Here is a 26,630-nt window from a genome sequence, read left to right as displayed (position 1 = left end):
CATGAAGTTCACCACGCCCCTGTTTGCCGCGCTCCTCGTCTGCAGCGCGGCGCCGGTGCTTGCGCAAGGGATGCCGGGTGAGGGCCGCTGGGGCGGGGGGTGGCATGACGAAGACCGGATGGATCCCGATCCGCGCTATCCGTCCTCGCGCCAGAGCGTGCAGCCCTCGAAGAAGATCGATGTCACCGCCTACCGCTCTGCCGATGCCGAAGCGCTGCTCGGCAAGGGCCGCATCGTGATCAGCCGCTTGCCCACCGATGCGGGCGACAACGACGACGGCAAGCTCCCGGTCTATGAAGCCGCGGTGATCGACGAGCTCGCCCGGCGCGGCTATGATACGGCCACGGCGATGGACCCGGGGCAGATCGCCGAAATCGGAGTGAGCCACAGCGTGGCCGTCCCCGAAGAAGCCCCGCGCAAGAAAGTCAGCGGCGCCATGAGCACCACCATCAGCAATCGTGGCAGCGGCTTCGGTCTCGCGCTCGCGGTCGATCTCACCAAACCCGCCAAGGCCATCGTCGCCACCAGGCTCGATCTGCGCATCCGCGACAAGGCCAGCGGGCGCGTCCTCTGGGAAGGCCATGCCGAAGGCGAAGCGCGCGAGGAAGACGGCGGGATCAACAACAGCCAGATGGCCGCCCGCCTTGCCACTGCGCTGCTCAAGAAGTTCCCCGATGGTCAGGTCGTCCAGCCGCTTGCGGCGATGACGCCGTGAAGGCGCGCTTCCTCCTCGCCGCGCTAGCGCTTGTCGCTGCGCCAGCGCTCGCCGCCCCGGTCGAAGTCACGCGCTTCCACACCCCCGAAAGCGTGACCGCGCTGGGCCGAGGCGCGGTTTCCGTCGTCGCTGCGACCGGCATGGACGCAAACAGCCTCGAAACCCGCGTCTGGCTGCAGGCCGTGGAAGCCGAATTAGCCGCACTCAGGTTCGGCACGGCGACGCCGGGCGCCGCCGATGCCGTGGCCGAAGTGCGCGTCGAGCGCGAAGTCCAGCGTACCGAACGCCAGCGCGGCCCCGTCTCGGTCGGGGTCGGCGGCGCGACGGGCGGGTGGAACAGCGGTGTCGGGCTTGGCCTCGGCTTCAGTCTCGGCGGGGGTCCGAAATCGCGGGTCTATACCCGGCTTGTCGTCACCATCCGCAGCCGCGCCACCGGGCTTTCGCTGTGGGAAGGCCGTGCGGAGAATGTCGAAAACGAGAAGGCCAAGGCCGCTGCCGTCGATCAGGCCGCGCCGCGTCTGGCCCATGCGCTGTTCTCGGGCTTCCCCGGGACGTCGGGGGCGACTATCACGGTCAAATGACCCCAGAATCCAAACGCACCGCCATTACCGTCGACGCAGGCTTTGACAGCGGCAATATCGAAGTCCTCGGCGTCGACGGCGCCACCGCACGGCTCGCCATCCGGCGCGATACCAGTTCCGAATTCTTCCAGTGGTTCCACTTCCGCGTCAGCGGCTGCGCGGGCCGCGCTTTGGAACTCAGGATCACTGGCCTCGCCTCGGCCGCTTACCCTGATGGATGGGTCGGCTACCGCGCCTGCGTTTCGGAAGACCGCGACATCTGGACCCGCGCCGAGACCCGCTATGAGGCGGCGGTGGATGGCGGGACGATGACGATCCGCTACACGCCCGAAGCGGCCACTTGCTGGTTTGCTTATTTCGCACCCTATTCGATGGAACGGCACCACGATCTCGTCGCCGAGATGGCCGCGAGCGATGGCGTCACCCACCGCGTGCTCGGCACCAGCCTCGATGGCCAGCCGATTGACTGCCTCTCCGTTGGCGAAGGCGAAACGCAGGTCTGGCTGATCGCGCGCCAGCACCCCGGCGAATCGATGGCCGAATGGTGGGTGGAAGGCGCGCTCGACATGCTGACCGATCCGGCCGATCCGCACGCCCGGGCCCTGCGCAAGCGCTGCCGCTTCCATGTCGTGCCCAATTGCAATCCCGATGGTTCGCGGCGCGGGCACCTGCGCACCAATGCCGTGGGCGTGAACCTCAACCGCGAATGGCACGAACCCAGCGCCGAGCGCTCGCCCGAAGTCCTCGCGATCCGCAATGCCATGGACGAGACCGGCGTCCACTTCGCGATGGACGTCCACGGCGATGAGGCGATCCCGGCGGTATTCTTCGCCGGCTTCGAGGGCATCCCCGGCTGGACCGAGCCGCAGGGCGAAGGCTATCGCCGCTACCGCGCAATCCTCGAGCGGCGCACGCCCGATTTCCAGACACGGCGGGGCTATCCCGCGGCGCGGCCCGGCAAGGCCAACCTCTCGATGGCCACCAACCAGATCGCGCAGCGCTTCGGTGCGGTATCGATGACGCTCGAAATGCCGTTCAAGGACAACGACGACCTGCCCGATCCGGTGCAGGGCTGGAGCCCGGAGCGCAGCAAGCTCCTTGCGCGCGAATGCCTCGCCTCGCTGCTCGAATGGCTTAGCTGATCTCCGCAGGCTCGTTTACGGATTGTTAGGCAATCGGGCGCATGTTTGCGTTATGGCCCGTGCTATCGCCCTTGCTGCTGCTGCTCCCGCTGCCTCTCTGGCGGAACTGCTGCGCTCCGCCATCGTGATTGGCTCGGCGCTCGCGCTGATCCTCGCTGGTCGCGCTTTTCCGCTGTTCTGACAGCGGCCTGACCCCTCCTGACCGTGACCTTGACCGGCGGCCCCAGCGGCTGCCGGCTTCTGTTTGCGCGCACCATATTATCGCGAAGGATTCGCAATATCATCCTTGCATGTGCGAATGACTCGCAATAGAGAACCTCTTGAGAATGCCTCTCAAGAAGGAACTGCTCGTGAAAACCCTTGCTGCCCTGCTCTTCGCCTCCAGCGCTCTCCTGCCCATTGCTGCGCAGGCAGAGGCGGTTCCGATGGCAGCGGATGCCGGGGATGCGGGCGAAAGCACCGATCGCCATCCCATCGTGGTGACCGGCCAGGTGGAGAGCTACCGCAGCGATACCGCCGCCGGCCTCAAGGCGCCCACGCCGCTGCTCGATGTCCCCCAGTCGGTCACCGTGCTCAGCCGCGAACAGCTCGATGATCAGGGCGTGACCCAGCTCGGCGATGCCCTGCGCTATGTCCCCGGTGTCGTCCTCGCGCAGGGTGAGGGCAATCGCGATCAGATCGTGCTGCGCGGCCAGAACACCACCGCCGATTTCTTCATCAATGGCCTGCGCGATGACACGCAGTACTACCGCTCGCTCTACAACATCGACCATGTCGAAGTGCTGCGCGGCGCCAATGCCTTGCTCTTCGGGCGCGGCGGCGGTGGCGGCGTGATCAACCGCGTGCGCAAAGCGCCCTCGCTATCCGGCCAAAGCCTCGACGCGAACGCGGCAGTCGGCACGTTCGGCGATTTCGCGCTGGCTGCCGATATCAATACCCCGTTTTCACGCGATATCGGAGCGCGCCTCAACGGCACTTACGAGGAGTTCGACAACCACCGGCAGGACTTCCACGGCCGCTTCATCGGCGTGAACCCCACGCTGGCCTTCGCACCGAGTGCGGGCACCAGGATCGACCTTTCCTACAATTACGACGATGATAGCCGCACCGCCGATCGCGGAGTGCCTTCGCTGAATGGCAAGCCGCTCGAAGGGTATCGCGATACGTTCTTCGGCCGCAAGGACACCAATATCGCTGCGGTGAAAGCGCATATCGTCGAGGCGCGCCTCACCCAGCAGCTGGCCGACAGCCTCACGCTCGCCGTCGCCGGCCAGTACAGCCACACCGACAAGTACTACGCCAACATCTTCGCGGGTGCCGCAGTCAATCCGGCCACGCAGACCGTCTCGCTCAGCGCCTACAACAGCACGGTCCGGCGCGAGAGCTGGATCGGACAGGCGAACCTCACCTGGCAGGGCAAGACCGGCGGCATCGGCCACACCGTGATTGCCGGGATCGAAGGCAGCGATCAGGCTACCGACGCGGCGCGGCAGGAAGGCATTTTCCCGGGCAACAAGGCCTCGGCCACCGTCTCGCTGGCAGACCGCCTCGATATCCCCGCGATCACCTTCAGCGCGCCCAGCCGCTCGACCCATGCCAAAGTAACCACGTTCTCGGCCTATGTGCAGGACCAGATCGAACTCGCGCCTTTCCTCCAGATCGTCGGCGGCGTGCGCTATGACAGCTTCAAGATCCGCGCCGACAACCTCCTGAACAGCACCAGCGCCGGGCGCACCGACAACAAGTGGTCCCCGCGCGCCGGCGTGATCGTGAAGCCCCGCGCCAACCTCTCGCTCTACGGCAGCTATACCAGGAGCTTCCTCCCCCAGTCGGGCGACCAGTTCAGTGCGCTCGATGCGACGCAGGCCACGCTCGCGCCCGAAGAGTTCCGCAATCTCGAAGTGGGCGCAAAGTGGGACGTGACGCACGCACTGGCCCTGACCGCCGCGGCCTACCGGCTCGACCGCGAAAACTCGCGCTTCAACGATCCCGTCACCGGCCTGCCCCAGCTTTCGGGCAAGACCCGCACTCGGGGCATAGAGCTTTCCGCCACCGGCCGGATCCTGCCGCAATGGCAGGTCAGCCTGGGTTACGCCCTGCAGGACGGCAAAGTCCGCTCCTCGACCACCGCCGCCCCCGCCGGCCGCGCGCTGGCGCTGCTCCCCGAAAGCCAGATCACGCTGTGGACCCGCTACGACGTCAGCACAAAGCTCGGCTTCGGCCTTGGCGTGACGCACCAGTCCTCGGCCTACACCACCGTTAGCAACACGGTCACCCTGCCAGCATGGACCCGCGTCGATACCGCAGTGTTCTACAAGCTGACCAAGGCGGTCTCGGTCCAGCTCAACGTCAACAACCTGCTCAACGAACAGTATTTCCCCACCGCGCACACCGACAACAACATCTCCACCGCCCAGCCCCGCAGCGCGCGGCTCGCCGTGCGGATGGGATTCTGAAGACCACCCTTCGTCATTCCCGCGAAGGCGGGAATCTAGTGCCGCACACGCAGCGCTGGCCGCTCTGGATTCCCGCCTTCGCGGGAATGACGAGGGTTTTGCGGTGGTACTGACTCACGGGATGCAAGAAAGCCCCGCCTACAACCCCGGCGTGGTCGCCGTCACCGGCACTGGCAGCGGCACGCCGGGCTCCACCCCCCGCGCGATCCGACCGGCGCGCTGGATCGTGCGCACCAGCCGCGGATAGACCCCGCAGCGGCAGATATTGGTGATCGCGGCCTTGATATCGGCTTCGGTCGGATCGGTATTGTGCGCCAGGAGCGCCGCTGCCGCGATCACCAGCCCCGGGGTGCAAAAGCCGCACTGGATCGCCTGCTCAGCCACGAACGCCTGCTGCACCGGGTGATTGCGATCGGCCGAGAGGCCCTCGATCGTGGTGATCGAGCGCCCTTCCGCCTCACCCAGCGACAAGGTGCAGCTCGGCATGGCTTGCCCGTCGACAATCACCATGCAGGCCCCGCATTCGCCGGTGCCGCAGCCATACTTGGTGCCGGTCAGATTGGCGGCATCACGCAGCGCCCAGAGCAGCGGCGTGTCGCTCTCCAGCTTGATCTCGATCGGCTGGTTGTTGACGGTGAGGATGGCCATATGCAGTCGGCTCTAGCAGGATATTGATCCCAGCCCTTACTCCGCTCACCCTGAGCTTGTCGAAAGGTGCTTGCACGGCGGTGGCGCAAGATGCTTCGACAAGCTCAGCATGAGCGGTTCGTTTGGGGGGCTAGAGCGCGGACAAGATCAATCCCGCCAGGAGCGGTCGATCTGGTCGATCCGCCGCGTCCAGGCGTTGAAATCGCCGACGCCGGGGCCGCCACCCGGCGGGTTCGCCATGTTGAGATCGCGCTGGTGCACATTGATCACGTCCTGCGAGATCATCACCGGCGGCCGGCCCATCGATAGCGTCGCCATCTGGATTTCGCACGCGCGCTGCAGCGCCCACATCTGCACGAACATCGCCTGCAGGCTCTTTGCCATGACCACGGGACCGTGGTTGCGCAGCATGAGGATGTTCTTGTCGGCAAGGTTCGCCAGCAGCCGCTCGCCTTCCTCGGCGCGGACGGTGATGCCTTCGAAGTCATGGTAGGCCAGCCGTCCCATGAAATTGCAGGCGTAGAAGTTGATCGGCATCAGCCCTTCCTCGAGGCTGCACACCGCCATCGATGCCGTGGTGTGTACGTGGCAGATGGCGTGGGCCCAATCGAGGTGGCGGTGGAAATAGCCGTGCTGGGTAAACCCGGCGAGGTTCACCGGGTGCGGATTGTCATCGAGCTTGTTGCCGTCGATGTCGATCTTGACGAGGTTGCTCGCGCAGACTTCGGAATAGAGCAGCCCGAACGGATTGATGAGGAAGGCGCCTTCCTCGTCCGGCACGCGCAGCGAGATGTGGTTGTAGACCGATTCGGACCACCCCATCAGATCGAAGATGCGGTAGCAGGCAGCCAATTCCTGCCGCGCCTGCCATTCGGCATCGCTGCAGTTGATGTTGGGGCGGATTTGGGTGGCCATCGCATACTCTCCCGCTATCATTCTCGCAGATGTGCAATCTCTATCGCATGACCAGCAACGCGCAAGCCATCGCGCAGCTTTTCCGGGCCGATGTCGCCGGGCGCAATCTCCCGGCACTGACCGAGGTCTACCCGGACAGCCAAGCGCCGGTGATCGTTGCGGAAGGCACGGGACGCGCCCTCACGATGATGCGCTGGGGCTGGCCCCCGTTCGGTGAGGTGAAGCGCCCGATCACCAACGTGCGCAATCTCGCCTCCCCGATGTGGCGCAGCGCGCTCGCCGATCCCGCGCGGCGCTGCCTGGTCCCAGTCACCGCGTTTTCCGAATGGTCCGCCGCCCCCGATCCGCTGACAGGCCGCAAGCGCAAGCACTGGTTCGATCTGCGCGCCGACTCTCATGAGGGTGAGCCGCTCTTCGCGTTTGCCGGCCTCTGGCGCCCCACCGAGGAAGGCCCCCGTTTCGCCTTTCTGACTTGCGCCCCGAACGAGATTGTCGGCCGCATCCACCCCAAGGCGATGCCGGTGCTGCTGCATACGGTCGAAACCTTCGACCGCTGGCTCAGTGCAGACGCCGCAGGTGCCGCTGCCATGCAGTTGCCACTGGCCGATGCCCTGATGCGCGAAATCGCCGGGGAAGCGCCCATGCCGCCACAAGGCAGCCTGTTCTGAAGGCTCACACTTCCCCGAACAGCGCCCGCTGCGATTTCTCCAGCTCGTCGAGCGTCCGCCGCCGCGCATGGCGTTCGGTGACGACGCCGACGACAACGCCGCTTTCGTCGACCACGGCCAGTTCATCCGCGCTGAGCCGGTCGAACATGGCGATGACCGTGTAGGCATCATCGCCCGGGCGGAGCGAAACATCGGTCATCCCGGCGAGCGCCGCGATCGGCGCATCGGGCGCAAGGTCCGGGGCATAGGCGGCGGCGGTCGGCACGATGCCGCGATAGCGCCCTTCGCCGTCCACCAGCAGCGCCTTGCTCGCGGAGCCGAGCGGCACGCGCGCCCGAAAAACGTCCACCGGGCAGCTCTCCGGCACTTGCACCCAATCGCGCCGCATCATGCGCGCGGCGGTGAGGCTCGCCGCCCAGCCGATATCGCGCGGGCCACGGATCGTGGAGCCGCGCACATGCAAGCGCCATGTCGAGAAGGAATAGCCGAACAGTTCGCGGGTCGTCGCGCTCGAAAGCAGCGCCGCAGTCAGCACGACCCCCATCAGCGCAAAGTCGTGCGTCGTCTCCAGCATGAGCAGCGCGAGCGTCATCGGCCCGCCCACGATCGACACGCTGAGCGCGGCCATGCCGACCAGCGCAGCGTCGTTGGGGCTGACCATGAGACCGATCCCGGCGGCATTGACCAGCCCTGCAAAGATCTGCCCGGCCAGCGAGCCAATGAACAGCGAGGCAAAGAACAAGCCGCCGCGAAATCCGAAGCTGAGCGAGATGATCGAGGCAGCGATCTTCAGCCCCATGATGATCAGCAGCACCTGCACGACCGGCTGCAGCACGAGATTGAGATGCAGCGCGCCATGGCCTGCAGACAGGGTCTGCGGCGAGGCAAGCGCCAGCGGGATCAGCAGCACACCGCCTGCCACCGGTTTCCACCGGCCGAGCCAGGCCCAGCGCTGCACACGCGATTCGGCGAGCGTCACCAGCCGCATGATCACGATGCCAAGCAGCGCGCAGGCAAGGCCAAGCGCGGCGTAGAGCAGATAATCGGTGAGCGTGATCGCCGTGTCATCGCTCAGCGCGATGAGCCATGGCTCGCCCCCCAGCGCCTTGGCGGTGTAGACCCCGGTCAGTGCCGCTGCGATCACAGGGGCGATCGCAGCAGGGGTGTAGCTGCCGATGACGATCTCGAAAGCGTAAAACGCGCCCGCCAGCGGTGCCCCAAACGCGGCCCCGATCCCCGCACCCGCACCGGCCCCGACCAGCGTGCGCAAATCATTGCGGCGCAGCTTGAGCCACTGGCCGAGCATCGAGGCGAAGCCGCCGCCCATCTGCGTATAGGCCGCTTCCAGCCCGACCGAGGCGCCGGCGCCATTGGACAGGATGGTCTGCACCGCGATCACGATGTTGTCCGCCGGTGCAATGCACCCGCCGTGGAGCGCATTGGCCTCCACCACGTCGACCGGCGTGCGCACGCGCTTGCCCAGCGCAAGCGTGAAGAGCACCAGCGCCAGCCCGCCCAGCGGCAATGCCAGCAGGCGCCAGGTATGATGGATCTGCCCCAGCGCGCTGAGGCGGTTGAAAGTCACGCCGTAAAGCACTTCCTGCAGACCGTGCGCGAGTGTCTGCTGCACGCGCGTGAGCAATCCTGCGCCGCCTCCGGCCGCGGCAGCGAGCAGGATGAAGGCAGCCTCACTCTGGCGCAGGCGCTGGCGGCTGCGGATGATCCGCGGGCGGGCCCACCCCATCAAATCGTCAAGCACAGGCGCGCTCCTCGATCGCAGGGCCGAACCGACTCGGAGAACAATATCAAACAGATGGCCATGGCAGGATCAGTCCGCAATGGTCCCATCTCGCGCCGTTCGCAACCCGGTCCTGCTGGACTTTGGGCATTCCACGCTTCACACTCGGACCAAAACTGGGGCCACGGAACAGGGGCGAAATGGCAAAGCATCTCAAAGTCGCATTCGCAGGTCTGGCCGCGTTGGCTGCCCTTGCCAGCCACCCGGCGGCGGCGTCCGAAAAGGCAGACCGAGCCAAGGTAGCAGCTGCCATCAGCGCCGATCACGACGCTGCGGTGGAGCGGCTGCGCGCGTGGATCAAGCTGCCCACGATCGCCAATATGGGCATCAACCACAAGGAAGGCGCCGAATACATGCGCCAGCTCGCCCTTGATGCCGGGTTCCAGACCGCCAGGGTCATTCCCACCGACGGCGTTCCGGGGGTATTCGCCACGCTCGACGCCGGCGCGAAGACGACGCTGGCGATCTATTTCATGTACGACGTGAAGCATTACGATCCGAAGGAATGGTCGTCTCCGCCGCTCGAAGGCCGGATGGTCGATCGCCCGGGCGAGGGTAAGGTCATCGTCGGGCGCGGGGCGGTCAACCAGAAGGGGCCGGAAACCGCGTTCCTCACGGCCTTGCGCGCCTTCAAGGCATCGGGCGTGAAGCTGCCGGTGAACCTCGTGCTCGTGGCCGAGGGCGAAGAGGAAATTTCCTCGCCGCACTTCTCGCAGATCGTCACGCATCCTGACGTTTTGCCAGCCCTGTCCAAGGCGGTGGGCGTGATCATTCCCGATGCGGGCCAGTCGGTTGACGGGCAGGTAACGCTACTGCTCGGCGCGAAAGGCGCGGTCGAGCTGCAATTGATCGCAAGCGGCGAAAAGTGGGGCAAGGGGCCGACGAAGGACATCCATTCCAGCCTGATGGCCAATGTCGATAGCCCGGCGTGGCACCTCATCAAGGCGCTGAACACGCTCGGCGCGGACGATGGCCACACCCCTGCCATCGATGGCTGGTTCGACAACGTGAAACCGCTGACCGAGCGCCAGAAGCAGCTGATCGCCGCCGATGTCGCGGCCGGCAATGAGGCGGACGACAAGAAGAGCCTAGGCATCAAGCAATGGTACGCCGGTGAGGATTATCTCACCGCCTCATACCGTCTCGCCTCGCAGCCCACCGTCAACATTCAGGGGCTGGTCAGCGGCTATATGGGCCCCGGCGGCAAGACCATCCTGCCCGGCCGAGCGGAAGCCAAGATCGACCTGCGGCTGGTGCCGGACATGACCAAGGACGAAGTCGTCGAAAAGCTGAAAGCCCACCTCGCCAAGCGCGGCTTCGGCGATATCGAGGTCAACGTAAGCGGCGGCTACGGCCCGACCCAGACCGACGAGAACAGCGCGCTGATCAAGGCCGAGCAAGCGGCGCTGGCCGGCGCAAAGATCCCGCAGACCATGTCGGCGCGGTCTGCCGGCAGCTGGCCGGGGGTGATCTTCACCGGGCCGCCGCTGCGCTTGCCCGCAGGCTCGTTCGGTGCCGGGCGCGGCGGCGGTGCCCATGCCCCCGACGAATGGTTCCTGATCGACAGCAACAACCCCAAGGAACTCGGCTTCGACCAGCAGGCGACCCTCTTCGCGGACTTCCTCTACGAAGTCGCGCGGGGCGGTCCTCAAAAGCCCTGAACTGCAATTGGCAGGAAATCACCATCACTGAAGAGCTTGATGAAACACTGGGCAGGCCGGAGCGGCGCTTTCTGCGCCGGATCTTCAACGGTCGCACCGTGCCCATTTGTGCCGATGGCCGGCCATTTCTGACCTACAAGGAGGCCAGCAGGTATCTCTTGTCCTTGGCACCCGAGGCGCGGGAGCAGGCCTATTTGCAGATGAAGAGCGCCGCCGCCCCCGAAACCGCAGACAGCTGAGGACCGCCTACGAATCGCTCGGCATGTCTGCGATCTGATCCGCAGCAGCGGTCGCTTCAGCGCTGAGCTCGCGCAAGGCCTTCGCGGTGTGCGCCAACAGACCGTCGCTGATCGGCCGCTCGCCATTGATGAACCGCCGGATCGCGCGCTCGTCGATCCTGAGGCGGCGCGCAAAGGCCGTGGTGCCGCCAAACAGCTGCACACAATAGGCGAAGTGATCCTGTCGATTCTGCATGGCGGCTCTCATAGATCGTCCTGCGGCTCAGGCAATGCAGGCCCGGCACCGCCGCACTTACTGAAAGCGCAGCGTATTCTCGAACCCTTCGCCCGCCTTGGTCATCTTCGCCAGTTTCCTGAGCATGGCCCTGACATAGCGCTCGAACCGGCGATCATCGTAGATCCCCGTGACCGGGTATTCCTCCTGGCCGAGCAAGTCCTTGAGGCGATCGGCCAATGCGGCCCGGTCATCCTTGCTGGCCGCGATCCGCAAGGCCCGGCAGACCCATTCCTCCGCTGCCGCCTTGTCGTAATCGTCCTGCGCGGAATAGCCGCGCTTGTCCGCCACCACCTGATCGAGCCGTGCGGCTTCCTGCCGGCATTCCAGCCACTTGCGGACCTGCGCGCCGTCCCATGACTTGGCTGCAGCGCTCAACCTAGTTGCCGTCCGCATCGACCATGAACACCACCGTCTTGCCGCGCGATTCAGGCTCCCATCCGGCATCGAGTGCAGAGCGGATACCACGCATCACAACCGCATCGCTGACCTGTAGCCGTCCGCGCGGCAGGCCTTTCATCAAGCGCTTGGGCGCGGGAAACTCCAGCATGGCTTCGCGCTGCGTGTCTTTGCGCCGCAAGCTGATCGTCATGCCCTTCCAGCCATGATTTTCGCTCCACTGCGGCTCGCTGCGCAGCTCCCATTCGTAGGGTTGCCCATCGACATCGACGGTACCGGATAGCCTGTGGATCTGGGTCATGCTGGCACGCCTAGCAGGTTTGGCTGGCCACTACCGCCACATTATCGATCAGACGTGCCTTGCCGAGATGCGCCGCCACGAGCAGCCGCGCCGGACTGCCATCCCAGTTGGCCAAGTCTTCCAGCGTCGCCGCATCGCGCAAGTCGGCGTAGTCCACCACGCGGAAGCCTGCGGCGAGCACTTCGGCGGTGAGGTCGGCGAGGATGCCGGCCACCGCCTCCCCCGCGATAATCCGCGCCGCGGCCGCACGCATCGCCCGGTTCATTGCCGGAGCGGCGGCGCGCTCCTGCGCCGTCAGATACTTGTTGCGGCTGCTCATCGCGAGGCCGTCCGCCTCGCGCACTGTCGGCACGCCGATGATGTGCTCGGCCCGCGGGTGTGTCATATCCAGATCCCGCGCCATGCGGCGGATGATCGCGAGCTGCTGCCAGTCCTTCTCGCCGAACAGCGCGATATCGGGCTGGACCTGGTTGAACAGCTTGGTGACGACCGTCGCTACACCGTCGAAATGCCCGGGCCGCGCCGCGCCGCACAGCACCGCATCGAGCCCGCCCACTTGCACGCTCGTCGCATAGCCCGGCGGATAGATTGCCTCGACCGTCGGTGCCCACAGCACATCGACACCCTCCGCTTCGAGCAGCGCGGCATCGGCCTCGAGCTGGCGGGGATAGGTCGCGAGGTCCTCGTTGGGGCCGAACTGACGCGGATTGACGAAGATCGAGACGACCACATGAACCGCCCGGGCCTTCGCCTCGCGCACAAGCGTCAGGTGGCCTTCATGCAGCGCGCCCATCGTGGGCACGAGTGCCAGCACCGGTCGATCCATGGGCTGCTCCGGGGGCCGATCGGAATTGTCCCCCGATTTCAGCGCAGCGAGCGCGGTGCGCAGCGGTTCCAGAGCAGTCAGGATTTGCACGCGCCACGGCTCTCCAGTAATCCCCGAAACGGGGCTGACAGTCCCCGAAAGGGAATGGCCCTCTAGCCCCGAGCGCTGCCCGGCGGCAAGGGGGGCCGCCACTCACAGAAAGGATGATCGCTTGTCCGCCGCCCCTTATCGAATCGTCTTCGCCAACGAAAAGGGCGGCACCGGCAAGTCCACCACGGCTGTCCATGTCGCGATCGCGCTGGCCTATCAAGGCGCGCGGGTGGCAGCGATCGATCTCGATGCCCGCCAGCGCACGATGCACCGCTACTTCGAGAACCGCGCTGAAACGATGCGCCGCCGCGCCATCACGCTGCCGACCGCGACTTTCGCGGTCAATGACGGCACCAGCACCGAGGATCTCGATGCCATGGCCGGCGAACTGGGTGCGAGCCACGATTTCATCGTGTTCGACACCCCCGGCCGTGACGATCCGCTTGCCCGCCATGTGGCGACACAGGCCGATACTCTCGTCACCCCGCTCAATGACAGTTTCGTCGATTTCGACCTGATCGGGCAGGTCGATGCCGAAACCTTCAAGGTCCGCCGCCTCTCCTTCTATGCCGAACTGATCTGGGAAGCCCGCAAGAAGCGCGCGATGGCGACGATCACGGACGCGCGGAAGGAAATGGACTGGGTCGTTGTGCGCAACCGCACCGGCTACACCGAAGCGCGCAACCAGAAGCGCATCGATCAGGCGTTGATCGAGCTTTCCAAGCGTGTCGGCTTCCGTATCGCCAGCGGCCTTTCCGAACGCGTGATCTACCGCGAACTGTTCCCGAGCGGCCTCACCCTGCTCGACAAAGGGCATCTTGGCGAGCTTGGCACCAGCCACCTTGTCGCGCGGCAGGAGCTGCGCACACTGGTCGCGGGCCTTGCGCTCAGGATCCCGGAGCGGGGCCAACTCGCGATGGAACCCGTGCTTTGAAGTTCCTGGTCCTCGCCGCACTCGCCTGTCTTGCGGTCAAGATGCTGGCAGGCCGCTGGCCGTGGGAACTCTGGGGCCCGGGCGCGAAGGAAGCATCGGAAAAGCGCGCGCGCAACTTGCTCGGCCTGCGGGCCGACGCGGGTTATGACGAAATCATCGACGCGCATCGCCGCCTGATGATGAAAGTCCACCCCGATCGCGGCGGCACCAACGATGCCGTGCACGAAGCCAATGCCGCGCGCGATCTTCTGCTTGCGCGCATTTCTGCGCGCGGGCCCGATGCACGGGGGTGATGACCCCATTTTCACCGCGCTGAGCGGCTTGCGAGGGTGAGCCACCAGTTTCACCCCAGCGTGCTGCGCGAATACGATATCCGCGGCACGGTCGGCAAAACGCTCGGGCCCGGCGACGCCTACGCCCTTGGCCGCAGCTTCGCCACGCGCGTCCTGCGGGATGGACGGCGCACAGTGGCCGTCGGCTATGACGGCCGCCTCAGTTCACCCGCGCTGGAAGAAGCACTTGTCGCCGGGCTCTGCGCCAGCGGTGTTGATGTCTGCCGCATCGGCCTCGGCCCGACACCGATGCTCTACTACGCGGCGGCCTCAATGCCAGAGGTGCAGGATGGCATTCACATAACTGGCAGCCACAATCCCCCCGATCAAAATGGCTTCAAGATGGTATTTCACGGGGGTCCGTTCTTCGGTCCAGATGTACTCGATCTCGGCCGCCTCGCTGCCAGGGGGGATTGGGCGCAGGGCAGCGGGACGGCCGAGTCCGTCAACATCATGGATGCTTATGTCGAGCGACTGCTCGCCGGGCTCGAGGGCATCGCGCCGGACGCCTTGGAGCGCCTCGCGATCGGCTGGGATGCCGGCAACGGCGCCGCCGGCCCGGTGATCGAGCGCATTTGCGCCCGTATCCTTGGCCGCCATGTCCTGCTGCACACGCATGTTGATGGAACGTTTCCCAGTCATCATCCCGATCCCTCCGTCGACGCCAATCTCGCCGATTTGCGGGAGGCCGTCGCGTTACGACGGCTCGACTTCGGACTTGCATTCGACGGCGACGGGGACCGGCTGGGAGTTGTCGACGCCAATGGCCGCACGCTGGCGGGCGACGAGCTGGTCATGCTCTTCGCCGAGGATGTGCTGAAAAGGCAGGCAGGCGCGACAGTTATCGCGGATATAAAGGCCAGCGGCGCCTTGTTCGAGCGGGTCCGCAGGCTCGGCGGCACCCCGCTGATGTGGAAAGCCGGGCACAGCCACATCAAGTCCAAAATGAAGGAGACTGGCGCGCTGTTGGGCGGCGAAGTGACCGGCCACGTGTTCCTCGCGGACGATTACTACGGATTCGATGATGCGCTCTACGCCGCCGTCAGGCTCATCGCGGCGACTATCCGCCTTGGCCAGACTGTGACGGAGCTGCACGATGCCATGCCCGTGATGGTCAATACGCCCGAGCTGCGCTTCGCGGTGGACGAAGCGCGCAAGTTTGCCGTGATCGACGAAGTGCGCGCCCGGCTCGCCGCTGATGGCGCAGACATGGTGGCCATCGACGGTGTACGAGTCACGACCCCCCACGGCTGGTGGCTGCTGCGCGCCTCCAACACCGAGGCCATGCTCACTGCCCGCGCGGAGAGCGCCAGCGAGGAAGGCCTCACCCATTTGCTCGCTGCCCTCGACACGCAATTGGCGGCATCCGGCATAAGGCGCTAGTGTCTGGCGGGTGACCGGCAGCGCTATCCCTCCCGAAATCGAGGCCTGGTTCACCGGGCGCGGCTGGCGCGTGCGGCGGCATCAGGCCAAGATGCTGGATGCTGACGACGCGGGACGCCACGCTCTGCTCGTCGCCGATACCGGCGCGGGCAAGACGCTGGCGGGCTTCCTCCCTACCCTCGCCGCCTTCACCCCCTCACGCCTTGGCGAGGCACCGCCGCCCGAGGGGCTGCACACGCTCTACGTCTCACCGCTGAAAGCGCTGGCGCATGACGTGCAGCGCAACCTGCTCACGCCGATCACCGAGATGGGCCTCCCCATCACGGTCGAGACCCGCAGCGGTGATACACCCTCCGACCGCAAGGCCCGTCAGCGCGCGCGGCCGCCGCATGTGCTGCTGACCACGCCCGAATCGCTTTCGCTCCTCCTCAGCTATCCCGAGAGCGCGCAGCTGTTCAGCACGCTGCAGCGCGTGGTGATCGATGAGGTGCATGCCTTCGCCACCTCCAAGCGCGGCGATCTGCTCGCGCTGGCGCTGACGCGGCTTCAGGCCCTCGCGCCGGGGCTGCGCCGCGCTGCGCTTTCCGCCACGCTGGCTGATCCGGAGAGCTTCCGCGCCTGGCTTGCGCCGTGGGGCGATCTCGATAGCACCGTGCTGGTCCAAGGCGAGGCCGGGGCGCCGGCCGAAGTCGAGATCCTGCTCCCGGACGATGGCCAGCGCGTGCCATGGGGCGGGCACGCGGCGGCGTGGGCGCTGCCGCAGCTCTACGAAGCGATCCGCCGCAACCGCACTACGCTGGTCTTCACCAACACGCGGTTCCTGGCCGAATACATCTTCCAGCTGCTGTGGGATGCCAACGAGGACAAGCTCCCCATCGGCATCCACCACGGCTCGCTCTCCAAGGAGGCGCGGCGCAAGGTGGAAGGTGCAATGGCGCGCGGCGAGCTGCGGGCGCTGGTCTGCACCGCCAGCCTCGATCTTGGCGTCGATTGGGGCGATATCGACATGGTCGTGCAGATGGGAGCGCCCAAGGGTTCCTCGCGCCTGCTCCAGCGGATCGGGCGCGCCAACCACCGGCTCGATCAGCCGAGCCGCGCGATGCTCGTACCCGGGAACCGGTTCGAGTTTCTCGAGGCCATGGCCGCGCGCGATGCCGTGAACGAGGGCCAGCGCGATGGTGAGGACTTCCGTGCCGGCGGGCTCGATGTGCTGGCCCAGCACGTCATGGCGATTGCCTGCGCGGGCCCGTTCGGCGAAGCGGATCTGCTCGCCGAGGTTCGCTCCTCAATGGCCTATGCCTGGGTCGATGAAACGATCTGGGAGCGGGTGCTGCAGTTTGTCGCGACCGGCGGCTATGCGCTGCGGGCCTACGACCGGTTCCAGCGCATCGTGCGGCTCAAGGATGGCACCTGGCGGCTGACCCATCCCCAGCAGGCTGCGCGGCACCGCCTCAACGCGGGGATCATCGTCGATTCCGAAATGCTTGAAGTGCGCTTCCGCAACGGTCGTTCACTGGGGAAGGTGGAGGAAAGCTTCGGGGCAGGCCTGAAGCCGGGCGATACCTTCCGCTTCGCCGGGCTGGACCTCGAGGTCGAAGGCGTCCGCGATCTCGAGCTGATCGTGCGCGGGGCGAAGTCTGCCGGGCAGATCCCCAGCTACAATGGCGCGCGCATGCCGCTGACCACCCACCTCTCCACCCGGGTGCAGGCCATGCTGGCCGACCGCACCGGCTGGGGTCGCTTTCCCGACGATGTGCGCGAGTGGCTGGAAGTGCAGGACTGGCGAAGCCGCTTGCCCGCGCCCGGCGAACTGCTCGTCGAAAGCTTTCCGCACGGCGGGCGGGCCTATACCGTCTACTATACGTTCGAGGGGTGGAACGCGAACCAGTCGCTCGGCATGCTGATCACCCGGCGCATGGAAGATGCAGGGCTCTCGCCGATGGGTTTTGTTGCCAACGACTACGCCCTCGGCGTCTGGGGCCTGCGCCCGGTGAAGGATCCGGCGCGGCTCCTCTCGCCCGATATCCTCACCGATGAATTCGTCGAATGGGTGCAGAACTCTTACCTGCTGCGCCGCGCCTTTCGCGAAGTCGCGGTGATCTCGGGCCTCGTCGAACGTCAGCAGCCGGGCGCGCGCAAGAGCGGGCGGCAGGTCACTTTCTCGACCGACCTGATCTACGATGTACTCCGCAAGCACGAGCCTGAGCACTTGCTGCTCGAGGCGGCCTGGGCCGATGCCCGCGCGCGAATGACCGATGTCGGCCGCCTCGGCGCGCTGCTCGACCGCGCGGCTGCCGAACTGGTCCATGTCGAGCTCGACCGCGTAACGCCGCTGGCCGTGCCGCTGATGGTGATGATCGGGCGGGAATCGGTGCCGGCAGGCATGGCGGATGAAGAACTCCTGCTCGAGGCCGAAACCCTCGCTTCAGCGGCGATGCGGCCGGAGTGAAGAGTGGTTTCGCGCAGAGGCGCGGAGACGCAGAGAGAAGCCAGCACGAGGAGTTGGCCAGCGGCGCAGCCGCATATCTGGATGGCCAGATGATCTGCCCGCAGTTACGCGTCACGAGGCAAATTCCCGGCAGCGTTGCACGACGCCGCGCACTATTCTTCTCCGCGCCTCCGCGCCTCCGCGCGAAACCCTTCACTTTGCGGACGCTGCGATCTCCGGGCAGACCTGATTTGAAACTGCGTTTTGCCACGAAAAAGGGGCGGATCGCTCCGCCCCTTGGTCGTCTGTGGCTGAGAGCCCGCGTCGTTACTTGCTGAACGTCGCGAAGTTCTCGTTGCCCACGAAGCCGAACTTGCTGACCTTCACCTGGGTGATGATCTTGAGCATCCGGTTCGCGATTTCGTACGAGGCATATTCCTCGGGCTGGAACTGAAGTTCCGGCTCGGGGTTCATCGCCTTGGTCGCCTGAAGCAGCGAGACAAGGTTGCCCTCGGTGATCGGCGAACCGTTCCACAGAATCACGTTCTGGGTGGTCAGGACCAGCTTGTTCTTCACCGGGTCGACATGCGGCTTGTCCGTCGGCGGAGTCGCCTGTGGCAAGTCGATGTTGACCGAGTGCGTGGCCACGGGGATGGTGATGATGAACATGATGAGGAGCACGAGCATGACGTCGATCAGCGGCGTCGTGTTCATTTCCATCATCGGCGAGCCATCGTCTTTGCCGCCGCTCATTGCCATAGGGGGTACTCCTGTTTGGTCTCGTTGGCCCGGGTTAAGTCGCGCCAAAACTGACTAGCGTTAGCCGTTCGGATCAACCGGGGTGGAGATGAAGCCGACCTTCGGATAGCCCGCGATCTGCACGTTGTAGATCGTACCGGCGACGCACTTCCAGGGGACGTTCACGTCGCCGCGGATGTGCACTTCGGGGATCTTGTCGGGCTCCATGTTCTGCGCGCCGCCGGCCCGCTTCACGATCGCATCAAGCCGGTCGAACGCCATCTTGTAGAGTTCGTTGTTATCAACCGGCGTGACGTTGTTGATGTAGACGCGGCACTGGCCGGTCCGCGAGGAGCCCTCATAGCCGCCCTGGCCCGGGCTGCGCCCGCCGGCATCGGTCGACACCACCGTCACGAGCAGGTTCTCGACCTTGTCCTGCGTCTCTTCAGACGGCAGCACAGGGACCTTGAGCTTCTCGACGGTCTGGATCGCGACCGGAACCGCGATGAGGAAGATGATCAGCAGCACGAGCATCACGTCCACGAGCGGCGTGGTGTTAATGTCCGACATTGGGCGTTCTTGGCCGCCCGCGCCGCCTGCAGAAATTGCCATTGGTTAGTTCCTATCCGATCATTCCACGGTGAACCGGGTCTTTGCTGGCTTCTGGAGCCCTCTTAGCCCCGGCTGGAACCCGCGTTGTTCCCGAAGAGGGGAGGCAGGCCAACTTGTTACAGATTGGCCCACCGATCCCCGCTTCGCCTCCGCGTTTTCGGGTCTTACTTCTTGGCCGGAGCCGCAGCCGGAGCGGCGGGCTTGGCAGCCGGCGCAGCCGACACGGCAGGCTTGACCACGCCCTTCGAGGCGAGGTTGGCGAGCACGTCGGTGCTGAAGCCGGTCAGCAGTTCGGCGATGCGCTTGTTGCGGGCCTGCAGGTAGTTGTAGGCAAGCACCGCGGGAACCGCGACGAGCAGACCGAGCGCGGTCATGATCAGTGCTTCACCGACCGGACCCGCGACCTTGTCGATCGAAGCCGAACCGGCGATGCCGATGTTGATGAGCGCGCCGTAGATGCCGACCACGGTACCGAACAGACCGATGAACGGCGCGGTCGCACCGACGGTCGCGAGGAACGGCAGGCCGCCTGCGAGCTTCGAGTTGATCGTCGATTCCGAACGGGCGAGCGAACCGTGCATCCAGTCGTGACCTTCGGTCTCGTCCATCTTGCCGGCAGCGTCTTCGGCCGAGAGACCGTCGTCGACGATCTGGCGCCATGCCGAGTTCTTCTCGAGCTTGGTCGCGCCTTCACGCATCGTCGGAGCGCGCCAGAAGGCCGCAAGCGACTGATACTGCTTCATGAGCTTGGCCTGCTCCGCCCACTTCGTGAAGAGGATGAAGAACGAACCGACCGACATGATCAGAAGGATGGTGAAGGTGGTCAGCGGAATCCAGGCGGGCTTGCCACCAGGAAACAGAACTTCCGCGATACCAAACTTGTTCTGGGGCGCGGCAGAAGCGGCAGCTGCGGCGAGCGTGTGGATGAGCATTCGGGTCTTCCTCTTCAATATATCGTAAACGGGGTCAATTTAGGTAAGCTCGGGCGCCGCGGCCCTCCCCGAGGGAAGGCCGCGCCTGTAAGGTCAGTCCTTCGGAATCACCCACCGGATCGAGTTGGTGTACGAACCGGTTGTGGGATTGCCTTCGCCGTCGGTCGCCGGCGCAAAGCGGGCGCGGCGGCGGACGTTGTCGCACGTTGCCTGATCGAGATCGGGGCTACCGCTCGACCTGGTGACTTCGCACGACGTGACCTTGCCGTCAGTACCAACGGACACGCGGAAGCCAGTCACGCCTTCCCGCTCTTCACGCAGTGCGCGCGAAGGATAGTCGTTCGACGTCGCCCAATTGCCGGGGCTGCCCTTGGGGGCCGGGCCCTTCGGCTGGAACTTGGGCGGCGGCGGCGGAGGCGGCGGCGGGGGAGCCGACGTCGTGAACACCGGAGCCGGAGGCGGTGCCTGAGTCACCGTCTCGATCTGTGGCGCAGGCGCGTTGAACGAGATCGGCGGCGGCGGCGCCACGATGGGCGGCGGCGGCTGATCCTTCGGGGGTGGGGGCGGCGGGGGCGTTTCCGGCGGCTTCTCGGGCTCGATGTTGACCGCCGAGGTCACCTCTTTGACCTTCTTGTACGCCTCGTAAGCCAGCCCCGTTACCAGAGCGTAGCCCAAGGCGACATGAAGGATCGCAACGATGATGAGCGCGGTGATCTTGTTACCGCTCATCTGTTGGTCAGCGTATGCCATTCAGCTCCAAAACTCCTGATACTCCGCAACGTCACACATCCGGTGGATGCTTACGTTCACGGAATCGCGCATGGAATCACCCATCCAGCGCGATTGGCCAATCCAGCGATTTCATTCCACCCTGCCGGCAAACCGGACCGCCGACATCGGGTGCAAGGAACCCGGCGGCGGCTTTTGCGGGCTTTCATTGTTGAAATCCCCGACAACGGCGAGCTTTAACGCCGAAGCCAAAGGGGCGCAAATGCTTTATCGGTTAACCCTCAATTCACGGTTTCGCTGCCTGAAACACGTCTTGGCACAGCCGCCATCGCCTTTCGGCGCCAGCGATTCTAAGGACTCAACCATGCCCCGCACCAGATGTTCCCGCCGGAAACGCACATTCCTTCCATTGTGGGCAGGGCTCCTCGCCGCAGCCACGCTCAGCCTTGGCGGCGCAGCCGCAAGTTACGGACAGGAAACGGCTTTGTCCGTTCCGATGGCGCCAGGGCTCGAGGCGGATCCCGACCTTGCCTACGCCGATCTCGTCGATCTTGCGCTGCCCGCGCAGGTCGTGGTGAAGGCCGAAGTGCGCAAGGCGGTGCGCCTCAAGCCCGAGGAAGCGCCCGGCCTCCCCGCCGGCCGCGCCCGGCTCTATATAGAGGCCCGAACGCAGGCGCTGCTGATCGGCGACAATATCGGCGAATCGATCCGCTTTCTCGCCGATGTCCCGCTCGATGCCCGCGGCAAGCCGCCCAAGCTGAGCAAGGCGCAAGTCCTCGTGCTGGCGCGCGCTGTGCCGGAGAGACCGGGCGAACTCCAGCTCGTCGCGCCAGACGCCATGCTGGCGCTCACACCGGCGCGCGAGGCGACGCTGCGGGCGATCCTGACCGAGACCACCCGCCCAGATGCGCCGCCTGCGATCACCGCACTGCGCGAGGCGCTGCACGTCTCAGGCAATCTCGCCGGCGAGGGTGAAACCCAGCTGTTCCTTGGCACAGCGACCGGCGCACCGGTCTCGATCTCGGTGCTCAGGCGCCCCGGCCAGCCGACGACCTGGGGGGTGAGCTTTACCGAAATCGTCGATTCGGCCGCACGCCCACCGCTCCCCTCCACGCTGGCCTGGTACCGCCTCGCCTGCGGCTTGCCCGCTCGCCTGCCGGACCGGGCAAACATCTCCGCCACGCTCGCCGATCGGCGAATCGCGGCAGAGGATTATGGCCAGGTTCTGGCCGATCTCGGCCCCTGCGCTCGCAAGCGCGCCGCACCCTGATACGCACTCGCTACCGGCGGTTGCGGGGTGGGATCAGCTACCCTAAGGCGCGCCATAAGAATTTACGGGGATCATCATGAGCGAACCTTTGCGCATCGCGCTGGCAGGCCTTGGCACCGTCGGAGGCGGCGTTATCCGCCTGCTTGAGGCCAACGCGGGCCTCATTACGCGCCGTGCCGGCCGCCCTATCACGATCAGCGCGATCAGCGCCCGCAATCGCGGCAAGGACCGCGGCGTGGATCTTTCTTCCTATGCGTGGGAAGACGACATGGTGATCCTTGGCGAGCGGCCTGATGTCGATGTCGTGGTCGAGCTTGTCGGCGGTGCCGACGGCCCGGCGCTGGCGCTGGCGCGCACGACATTCGAGGCAGGCAAGGCGCTCGTCACCGCCAACAAGGCGATGATTGCGCACCATGGCCTCGAACTTGCCACCAAGGCCGAGGCGGCGAAGGTCGCCTTCAAGTTCGAAGCGGCGGTGGCTGGCGGGATCCCGGTGATCAAGGCGCTCAAGGAAGGCGCGGCGGCCAATCACATTGACCGCGTTTACGGGATCCTCAACGGCACCTGCAATTACATCCTCTCGACCATGGAAGACACCGGCCGCGATTTCGCCGCCGTCCTGGCCGAGGCGCAGGCCAAGGGCTATGCTGAAAGCGATCCCACTTTCGATATCGACGGGATCGACGCGGCGCACAAACTCGCAATTCTTTCGAGCATCGCATTCGGCACCGCAGTCGATTTCGGCCCCGTTGCGGCTACCGGCATCCGCCGCGTGCTCGCTGCCGATATCGCGCAGGCCGATGCGCTGGGCTACTACATCCGCCTGATCGGCATGGCCGAGACCGAGATCGACGCCGCCGGGCAGCGCCGCCTGTTCCAGCGCGTGCACCCCATGCTGGTCCACCGCGATCACCCGCTCGCCCATGTCGACGGGGCAACCAATGCAGTCGTCGCGGAAGGCAACTTTGTGGGCCGGCTGCTGTTCCAGGGCGCAGGCGCGGGCGATGGGCCGACTGCGAGCGCCGTCGTTGCAGACCTTATCGACATCGCGCGCGGCGATATCGGCGCGCCGTTCTCGATCCCCGCTGCCGAACTGGAAAGCGCTGCTCCGGCGGATAGCGGCCACCGCACCGGCAAGGCCTATCTGCGCTTCACCGTGGCCGACCGCCCCGGCGTGCTGGCGGAGATCACTGCCGCGATGCGCGATGCCGGGGTTTCGATCGAAAGCCTGATCCAGAAGAGCCGCGCCGCGATCGGCAGCACCGAGTCCGTGCTCGTCGCCATGGTGACGCACGAAGGCCCGGAAAGTGCGATCGCCGAAGCGCTGCGCCTGCTCGAAGGCTCGTCCAGCCTCGCCGCACCGCCGCTGGTGATGCACATTCTCGAGGATTGATCCGCCTTGACCGGAGCCGTGAGTGATCGGGCCACGCCCAACCTGCCTTCGCGCAGCTTTGAGGCAACGGCGCGGTTCTACGCGGCGATCGGCTTCAGCGAATCATGGCGCGACACGGGCTGGATGATTCTGAAACGCGGCGGCCTCACCCTCGAGTTCTTTCCCTATCCCGATCTCGATCCGGCCACGAGTTCGTTCGGCAGTTGCCTCAGACTGGCTGATGTCGAAGGCTTCTATGCGGAACTCGTCGCTGCGGGCATCCCGGAGAAGACCTCCGGCTGGCCGCGCCTGCACCGCCCGAAGCGCGAGGCCTGGGGCGGGCTGGTCGGCGCGCTCATCGATCCGGACGGCAGCCTGCTGCGGCTGATCCAGGAGCCGTAAGCCCAACCGTCTTTGCGATCACGGCGCCCTGATCTCTCCGCGCGCGATCCTGTCCGCATCCGAATCGGGCGGTGCCTCGGGCAGCTTGGTGATATCGAAGAAATACATCGGCGCCGGGACCGAACCGAAGCCGATGCAACCCCGGCTGCAATCGGGCAGCCCGCTGACATTGGGCGCGCGCGGCAGTCCATCGCGGGTGGAGTGCGCCGAATCAAGCTCGCCCCGCAGCGGCAGGCGCTCCTTCTCGTTCGCCTCGCGCCCGCCGCAGACGACGATCGCGCCGTCCGGTCCGGATTTCTCGCATTTCTTGGGCTGGCCTGCGGTCAGCAGCCGCTGCGCGATCTGGGCATTGGTATCGGCAGCCGCAGAATCAGCCGGTGCGGCGGCACTTGCCGCGGGCGCTTGCGCCGCATCTGAAGCCGGTGCGGACTGCGCCCGCGCCGTCCCCATTGCCATGATCGACAGGTTTACGCATAGGAATGCGCGCAAGATCAACTTGGGCGCGTACTTGTAGACCATTCCGCGCCTCGACAACCCTGCATACTCCCGTCTAGGGCGAGGGGTAGCTTCCGCCAACGAGCCTCAGGAGTCAATGTGACCGACACGCGCCCCGCCCCAGCCGCCTCGCAGGTTCTCGACCGCGTCCTCGTCCTCGAGATGGTCCGCGTCACCGAAGCCGCCGCAATCGGGGCCGCCCGCCTGATCGGGCGCGGTGACGAAAAAGCAGCAGACGCCGCCGCGGTTGAAGCCATGCGCGCAGCCTTCAACGAACTCTATATGGACGGCACCGTGGTGATCGGTGAGGGCGAGCGCGACGAGGCGCCCATGCTCTACATCGGCGAAAAGGTCGGCGCCGCACCGGGCAAGGGCCCCAAGATCGACATCGCACTCGATCCGCTCGAAGGCACCACGATCACCGCCAAGGCCGGGCCCAATGCGCTCGCCGTGCTCGCCGTTGCGGAGGAAGGCGGCCTGCTCAACGCGCCGGACGTCTACATGGATAAGCTCGCGGTCGGCCCTGGCTATCCCGATGGCATCATCGATCTGGGCCGCTCGCCCAGCGAAAACGTCAAGGCCGTAGCTGCTGCGAAGGGCGTCGAGCCTGAAGATATCATCGTTTGCGTGCTCGACCGGCCGCGCCACTCCGACCTTATCGCCGAATTGCGCGCGCTGGGCTGCGGTATCAGCCTGATCCCGGATGGCGACGTTGCCGGCGTGATCGCGGTGACCAACGAGGACACCGGCATCGATCTCTACATGGGCACCGGCGGCGCGCCCGAAGGCGTTCTGGCGGCGGCAGCGCTGCGCTGCGTCGGCGGACAGTTCAAGGGCCGCCTGCTGTTCCGCAACGAGGACGAAAAGGCCCGCGCGCGCAAGTGGGGCATCACGGACCTGAACAAGGTCTACGACCTCAAGGAACTCGCCAAGGGTGACTGCATCTTCGCCGCCACCGGCGTGACTGATGGTTCGCTGCTCGCGGGCGTCAAGGTCAACAAGAGCGGGGTGATGACGACCGAAAGCGTCGTGATGCGCGCCAGCTCGGGCACGGTGCGCTGGGTCAAGGGCGAGCACCGCAAGCCGCGCTGATCGCACAGGCTCCTGCTGAAGGGAGCCGGCGGACAAACTGGGGGAAGAGAGATGAAGGGCATCGCCGAATTCGAGGCCGTTGTTGCGGCTGCCAACCTGCCCGGCGCTGTCGCGCTGATCACCGACAGCAAGGAAACGCGCTACCAGCACGTGTCCGGGATGGCCGATGCCGTGAACGGCGTGCCGATGCGCGAGGATACGCTGTTCCAGATTGCCTCGATGACCAAGGCGCTCACCAGCGTCGCGGTGCTGCAGCTGGTCGAACGCGGCAAGCTCGATCTCGATGCACCCGTCGGACCGATCCTGCCCGAACTGGCCGAGCCGCAAGTGCTGGACGGGTTCGACGCTGATGGTGCGCCGATCCTGCGCCCGGCCGCAACCCCGGTTACGCTGCGCCACCTGCTGCTGCACACGTCGGGCTGCGGCTATACCTTCATGGATGCCGATCTGCTGCGCCACGCCATGGCCACCGGCAAGATGGCCGCCGGCAAGCGCGCCAGCCTCGATCTGCCGCTATGCTTCGATCCCGGCACCAAATGGCAATACGGGGTCGGGATCGACTGGGCCGGCCTTGCCGTTGAAGCCGTGACTGGCATGACCCTGGGCGAATGGTTCGAACAGGAGATCACCGGCCCGCTGGGGATGACCCAGACCCGCTTCCGCGCCGAATGGGATGCTCATGAGGCGCAAGTCCATGTGCGCGAGGCCGAGGGCGGCTTCAAGACGCAAGGCATGGTGCTTGGCGGCGGTGAATATCACAACGGCGGCGGCGGCCTCTCCTCGACCGCAGGCGATTATGCCCGCTTCCTGCGCATGATCCTGCGCGGCGGCGAACTCGACGGGGTGCGCGTGCTGTCAGCGGAAATGGCCCGGATCGCGCGCGAGGATGCGCTCCCGGCGCACCTCTCCGCGGGCGAGATGACCACCGCGATGCCCAGCTTCGCCAGTGCATTCAATCCGCTCCCCGGCCAGCGCGGCGGCTGGACGCTGGGCGGCTTCCTCGTCAACACAGAAACCGGCCCCGCCGGCCGTTCGCCGGGCAGCCTGCACTGGGCTGGCATCTTCAACTGCTATTACTGGATCGATACCGACCGCGATCTCGCTGGCGTGATCCTCGCGCAAGTAGCGCCGTTCGCCGATCCCGGCGTGCTCGACAGCTTCGCCGCGCTGGAACGGATGGCCTGCGCGAACGGCTGAC

Annotated in this window: 28 protein-coding genes; 16 read left to right on the top strand and 12 right to left on the bottom strand. The window is 65.8% G+C overall.

Going from position 1 to position 26,630, the window contains the following annotated elements:
- The first annotated feature begins 1 nt into the window (after position 1).
- From ACO056_RS03210 to ACO056_RS03190, 5 genes are all read left to right on the top strand, one after another.
- Positions 2-715, top strand: coding sequence for a DUF4136 domain-containing protein (locus ACO056_RS03210; RefSeq protein WP_421851715.1), 714 nt, complete (start codon positions 2-4; stop codon positions 713-715).
- Positions 712-1,296, top strand: a complete 585-nt coding sequence (locus ACO056_RS03205) for a DUF4136 domain-containing protein (protein WP_421851712.1) — start codon at positions 712-714, stop codon at positions 1,294-1,296. Before ACO056_RS03210 ends, ACO056_RS03205 begins: the two co-directional genes overlap by 4 nt.
- On the top strand, positions 1,293-2,438 hold the full coding sequence (locus ACO056_RS03200; RefSeq protein ID WP_421851710.1) for a M14 family metallopeptidase: 1,146 nt from the start codon (positions 1,293-1,295) through the stop codon (positions 2,436-2,438). The genes ACO056_RS03205 and ACO056_RS03200 overlap by 4 nt, the downstream gene beginning before the upstream one ends.
- A 52-nt stretch (positions 2,439-2,490) precedes the next feature.
- A complete protein-coding gene (locus tag ACO056_RS03195; protein WP_421851707.1) occupies positions 2,491-2,619 on the top strand; it encodes a hypothetical protein in 129 nt (42 codons plus the stop codon).
- Between the two features lie 145 nt (positions 2,620-2,764).
- Complete coding sequence (locus ACO056_RS03190) at positions 2,765-4,894, top strand: TonB-dependent receptor (RefSeq protein WP_421851704.1); 2,130 nt, start codon at positions 2,765-2,767, stop codon at positions 4,892-4,894.
- A 138-nt stretch (positions 4,895-5,032) separates the two neighbouring features.
- Here ACO056_RS03190 and ACO056_RS03185 read toward each other — a convergent pair whose 3' ends face one another.
- Together ACO056_RS03185 and ACO056_RS03180 are read right to left on the bottom strand one after the other, a co-directional pair.
- Positions 5,033-5,542 (bottom strand): (2Fe-2S)-binding protein, encoded by a 510-nt coding sequence (locus ACO056_RS03185; RefSeq protein ID WP_421851701.1) that lies wholly within the window; start codon positions 5,540-5,542, stop codon positions 5,033-5,035.
- Positions 5,543-5,689: 147 nt separating this feature from the next.
- Positions 5,690-6,457, bottom strand: coding sequence for a class II aldolase/adducin family protein (locus ACO056_RS03180; RefSeq protein ID WP_421851697.1), 768 nt, complete (start codon positions 6,455-6,457; stop codon positions 5,690-5,692).
- Between the two features lie 29 nt (positions 6,458-6,486).
- Between ACO056_RS03180 and ACO056_RS03175 the strand changes: the two genes are divergently transcribed.
- Positions 6,487-7,125, top strand: coding sequence for an SOS response-associated peptidase (locus ACO056_RS03175; RefSeq protein WP_421851694.1), 639 nt, complete (start codon positions 6,487-6,489; stop codon positions 7,123-7,125).
- A gap of 4 nt (positions 7,126-7,129) precedes the next feature.
- Here the strand turns inward: ACO056_RS03175 and ACO056_RS03170 are convergent, their stop codons facing one another.
- Positions 7,130-8,869: a chloride channel protein gene (locus ACO056_RS03170; protein ID WP_421855278.1), complete on the bottom strand. Its 1,740-nt coding sequence runs from the start codon at positions 8,867-8,869 to the stop codon at positions 7,130-7,132.
- Positions 8,870-9,063: 194 nt separating this feature from the next.
- Between ACO056_RS03170 and ACO056_RS03165 the strand changes: the two genes are divergently transcribed.
- Positions 9,064-10,584 (top strand): M20/M25/M40 family metallo-hydrolase, encoded by a 1,521-nt coding sequence (locus tag ACO056_RS03165; RefSeq protein ID WP_421851691.1) that lies wholly within the window; start codon positions 9,064-9,066, stop codon positions 10,582-10,584.
- A 246-nt stretch (positions 10,585-10,830) separates the two neighbouring features.
- On the opposite strand, the gene ACO056_RS03160 is transcribed toward ACO056_RS03165, so the two are convergent.
- From ACO056_RS03160 to panC, 4 genes are read right to left on the bottom strand one after another with little or no spacing between them, the layout of a single operon-like run.
- The gene (locus ACO056_RS03160; protein WP_421851688.1) at positions 10,831-11,058 is read right to left on the bottom strand and encodes a hypothetical protein; all 228 of its coding nucleotides are present in this window, start codon (positions 11,056-11,058) and stop codon (positions 10,831-10,833) included.
- Between the two features lie 57 nt (positions 11,059-11,115).
- On the bottom strand, positions 11,116-11,475 hold the full coding sequence (locus ACO056_RS03155) for a hypothetical protein (protein ID WP_421851685.1): 360 nt from the start codon (positions 11,473-11,475) through the stop codon (positions 11,116-11,118).
- Position 11,476: 1 nt separating this feature from the next.
- Complete coding sequence (locus tag ACO056_RS03150; protein ID WP_421851682.1) at positions 11,477-11,797, bottom strand: hypothetical protein; 321 nt, start codon at positions 11,795-11,797, stop codon at positions 11,477-11,479.
- 10 nt (positions 11,798-11,807) lie between these two features.
- Positions 11,808-12,713, bottom strand: coding sequence for a pantoate--beta-alanine ligase (gene panC / locus ACO056_RS03145; RefSeq protein WP_421851680.1), 906 nt, complete (start codon positions 12,711-12,713; stop codon positions 11,808-11,810).
- A gap of 121 nt (positions 12,714-12,834) precedes the next feature.
- Between panC and ACO056_RS03140 the strand changes: the two genes are divergently transcribed.
- Genes ACO056_RS03140 through ACO056_RS03125 form a run of 4 tightly spaced genes read left to right on the top strand, consistent with a single transcriptional unit; the run spans position 12,835 to position 17,811 of the window.
- Positions 12,835-13,647 carry a division plane positioning ATPase MipZ gene (locus tag ACO056_RS03140; RefSeq protein ID WP_421851677.1) on the top strand — a complete coding sequence of 271 codons (813 nt, stop codon included), beginning with the start codon at positions 12,835-12,837 and terminating at the stop codon, positions 13,645-13,647.
- Positions 13,644-13,940 carry a molecular chaperone DnaJ gene (locus ACO056_RS03135; protein ID WP_421851674.1) on the top strand — a complete coding sequence of 99 codons (297 nt, stop codon included), beginning with the start codon at positions 13,644-13,646 and terminating at the stop codon, positions 13,938-13,940. The genes ACO056_RS03140 and ACO056_RS03135 overlap by 4 nt, the downstream gene beginning before the upstream one ends.
- 36 nt (positions 13,941-13,976) lie before the next feature.
- On the top strand, positions 13,977-15,362 hold the full coding sequence (gene pgmG, locus ACO056_RS03130) for a phosphoglucomutase/phosphomannomutase PgmG (RefSeq protein WP_421851671.1): 1,386 nt from the start codon (positions 13,977-13,979) through the stop codon (positions 15,360-15,362).
- A gap of 10 nt (positions 15,363-15,372) precedes the next feature.
- Positions 15,373-17,811: a ligase-associated DNA damage response DEXH box helicase gene (locus ACO056_RS03125; protein ID WP_421851668.1), complete on the top strand. Its 2,439-nt coding sequence runs from the start codon at positions 15,373-15,375 to the stop codon at positions 17,809-17,811.
- Between the two features lie 306 nt (positions 17,812-18,117).
- Here the strand turns inward: ACO056_RS03125 and ACO056_RS03120 are convergent, their stop codons facing one another.
- The 4 genes from ACO056_RS03120 to ACO056_RS03105 all read right to left on the bottom strand — a co-directional run bounded on the left by ACO056_RS03120 (position 18,118) and on the right by ACO056_RS03105 (position 20,822).
- Entirely contained in the window at positions 18,118-18,549 is a 432-nt protein-coding gene (locus ACO056_RS03120) for an ExbD/TolR family protein (protein WP_421851665.1), read from the bottom strand.
- A gap of 60 nt (positions 18,550-18,609) precedes the next feature.
- On the bottom strand, positions 18,610-19,140 hold the full coding sequence (locus ACO056_RS03115) for an ExbD/TolR family protein (protein WP_421851662.1): 531 nt from the start codon (positions 19,138-19,140) through the stop codon (positions 18,610-18,612).
- A gap of 164 nt (positions 19,141-19,304) precedes the next feature.
- A complete protein-coding gene (locus tag ACO056_RS03110) occupies positions 19,305-20,072 on the bottom strand; it encodes a MotA/TolQ/ExbB proton channel family protein (protein WP_421851660.1) in 768 nt (255 codons plus the stop codon).
- Between the two features lie 93 nt (positions 20,073-20,165).
- A complete protein-coding gene (locus tag ACO056_RS03105; protein ID WP_421851657.1) occupies positions 20,166-20,822 on the bottom strand; it encodes an energy transducer TonB in 657 nt (218 codons plus the stop codon).
- Between the two features lie 463 nt (positions 20,823-21,285).
- Here ACO056_RS03105 and ACO056_RS03100 point away from each other — a divergent pair, with 463 nt between their 5' ends.
- The 3 genes from ACO056_RS03100 to ACO056_RS03090 all read left to right on the top strand — a co-directional run bounded on the left by ACO056_RS03100 (position 21,286) and on the right by ACO056_RS03090 (position 23,845).
- Positions 21,286-22,071, top strand: a complete 786-nt coding sequence (locus tag ACO056_RS03100) for a hypothetical protein (RefSeq protein ID WP_421851654.1) — start codon at positions 21,286-21,288, stop codon at positions 22,069-22,071.
- 76 nt (positions 22,072-22,147) lie between these two features.
- Positions 22,148-23,464, top strand: coding sequence for a homoserine dehydrogenase (locus ACO056_RS03095; protein WP_421851651.1), 1,317 nt, complete (start codon positions 22,148-22,150; stop codon positions 23,462-23,464).
- Positions 23,465-23,482: 18 nt separating this feature from the next.
- Positions 23,483-23,845, top strand: a complete 363-nt coding sequence (locus ACO056_RS03090) for a bleomycin resistance protein (protein ID WP_421851648.1) — start codon at positions 23,483-23,485, stop codon at positions 23,843-23,845.
- An 18-nt stretch (positions 23,846-23,863) separates the two neighbouring features.
- On the opposite strand, the gene ACO056_RS03085 is transcribed toward ACO056_RS03090, so the two are convergent.
- Positions 23,864-24,301, bottom strand: a complete 438-nt coding sequence (locus ACO056_RS03085) for a hypothetical protein (protein WP_421851645.1) — start codon at positions 24,299-24,301, stop codon at positions 23,864-23,866.
- Positions 24,302-24,439: 138 nt separating this feature from the next.
- On the opposite strand from ACO056_RS03085, the gene glpX reads away from it, so the two are divergent.
- The gene (gene glpX, locus ACO056_RS03080) at positions 24,440-25,432 is read left to right on the top strand and encodes a class II fructose-bisphosphatase (RefSeq protein WP_421851642.1); all 993 of its coding nucleotides are present in this window, start codon (positions 24,440-24,442) and stop codon (positions 25,430-25,432) included.
- Positions 25,433-25,483: 51 nt separating this feature from the next.
- Positions 25,484-26,629 carry a serine hydrolase domain-containing protein gene (locus ACO056_RS03075; protein WP_421851639.1) on the top strand — a complete coding sequence of 382 codons (1,146 nt, stop codon included), beginning with the start codon at positions 25,484-25,486 and terminating at the stop codon, positions 26,627-26,629.
- Position 26,630 lies beyond the last annotated feature (1 nt).

Origin of the sequence: Novosphingobium sp. (assembly GCF_965228995.1) — a bacterium.
Lineage (GTDB): Bacteria > Pseudomonadota > Alphaproteobacteria > Sphingomonadales > Sphingomonadaceae > Novosphingobium.
Note: the sequence above shows the minus strand (reverse complement) of the source record. Positions and strands in the feature narration are given on the sequence as shown.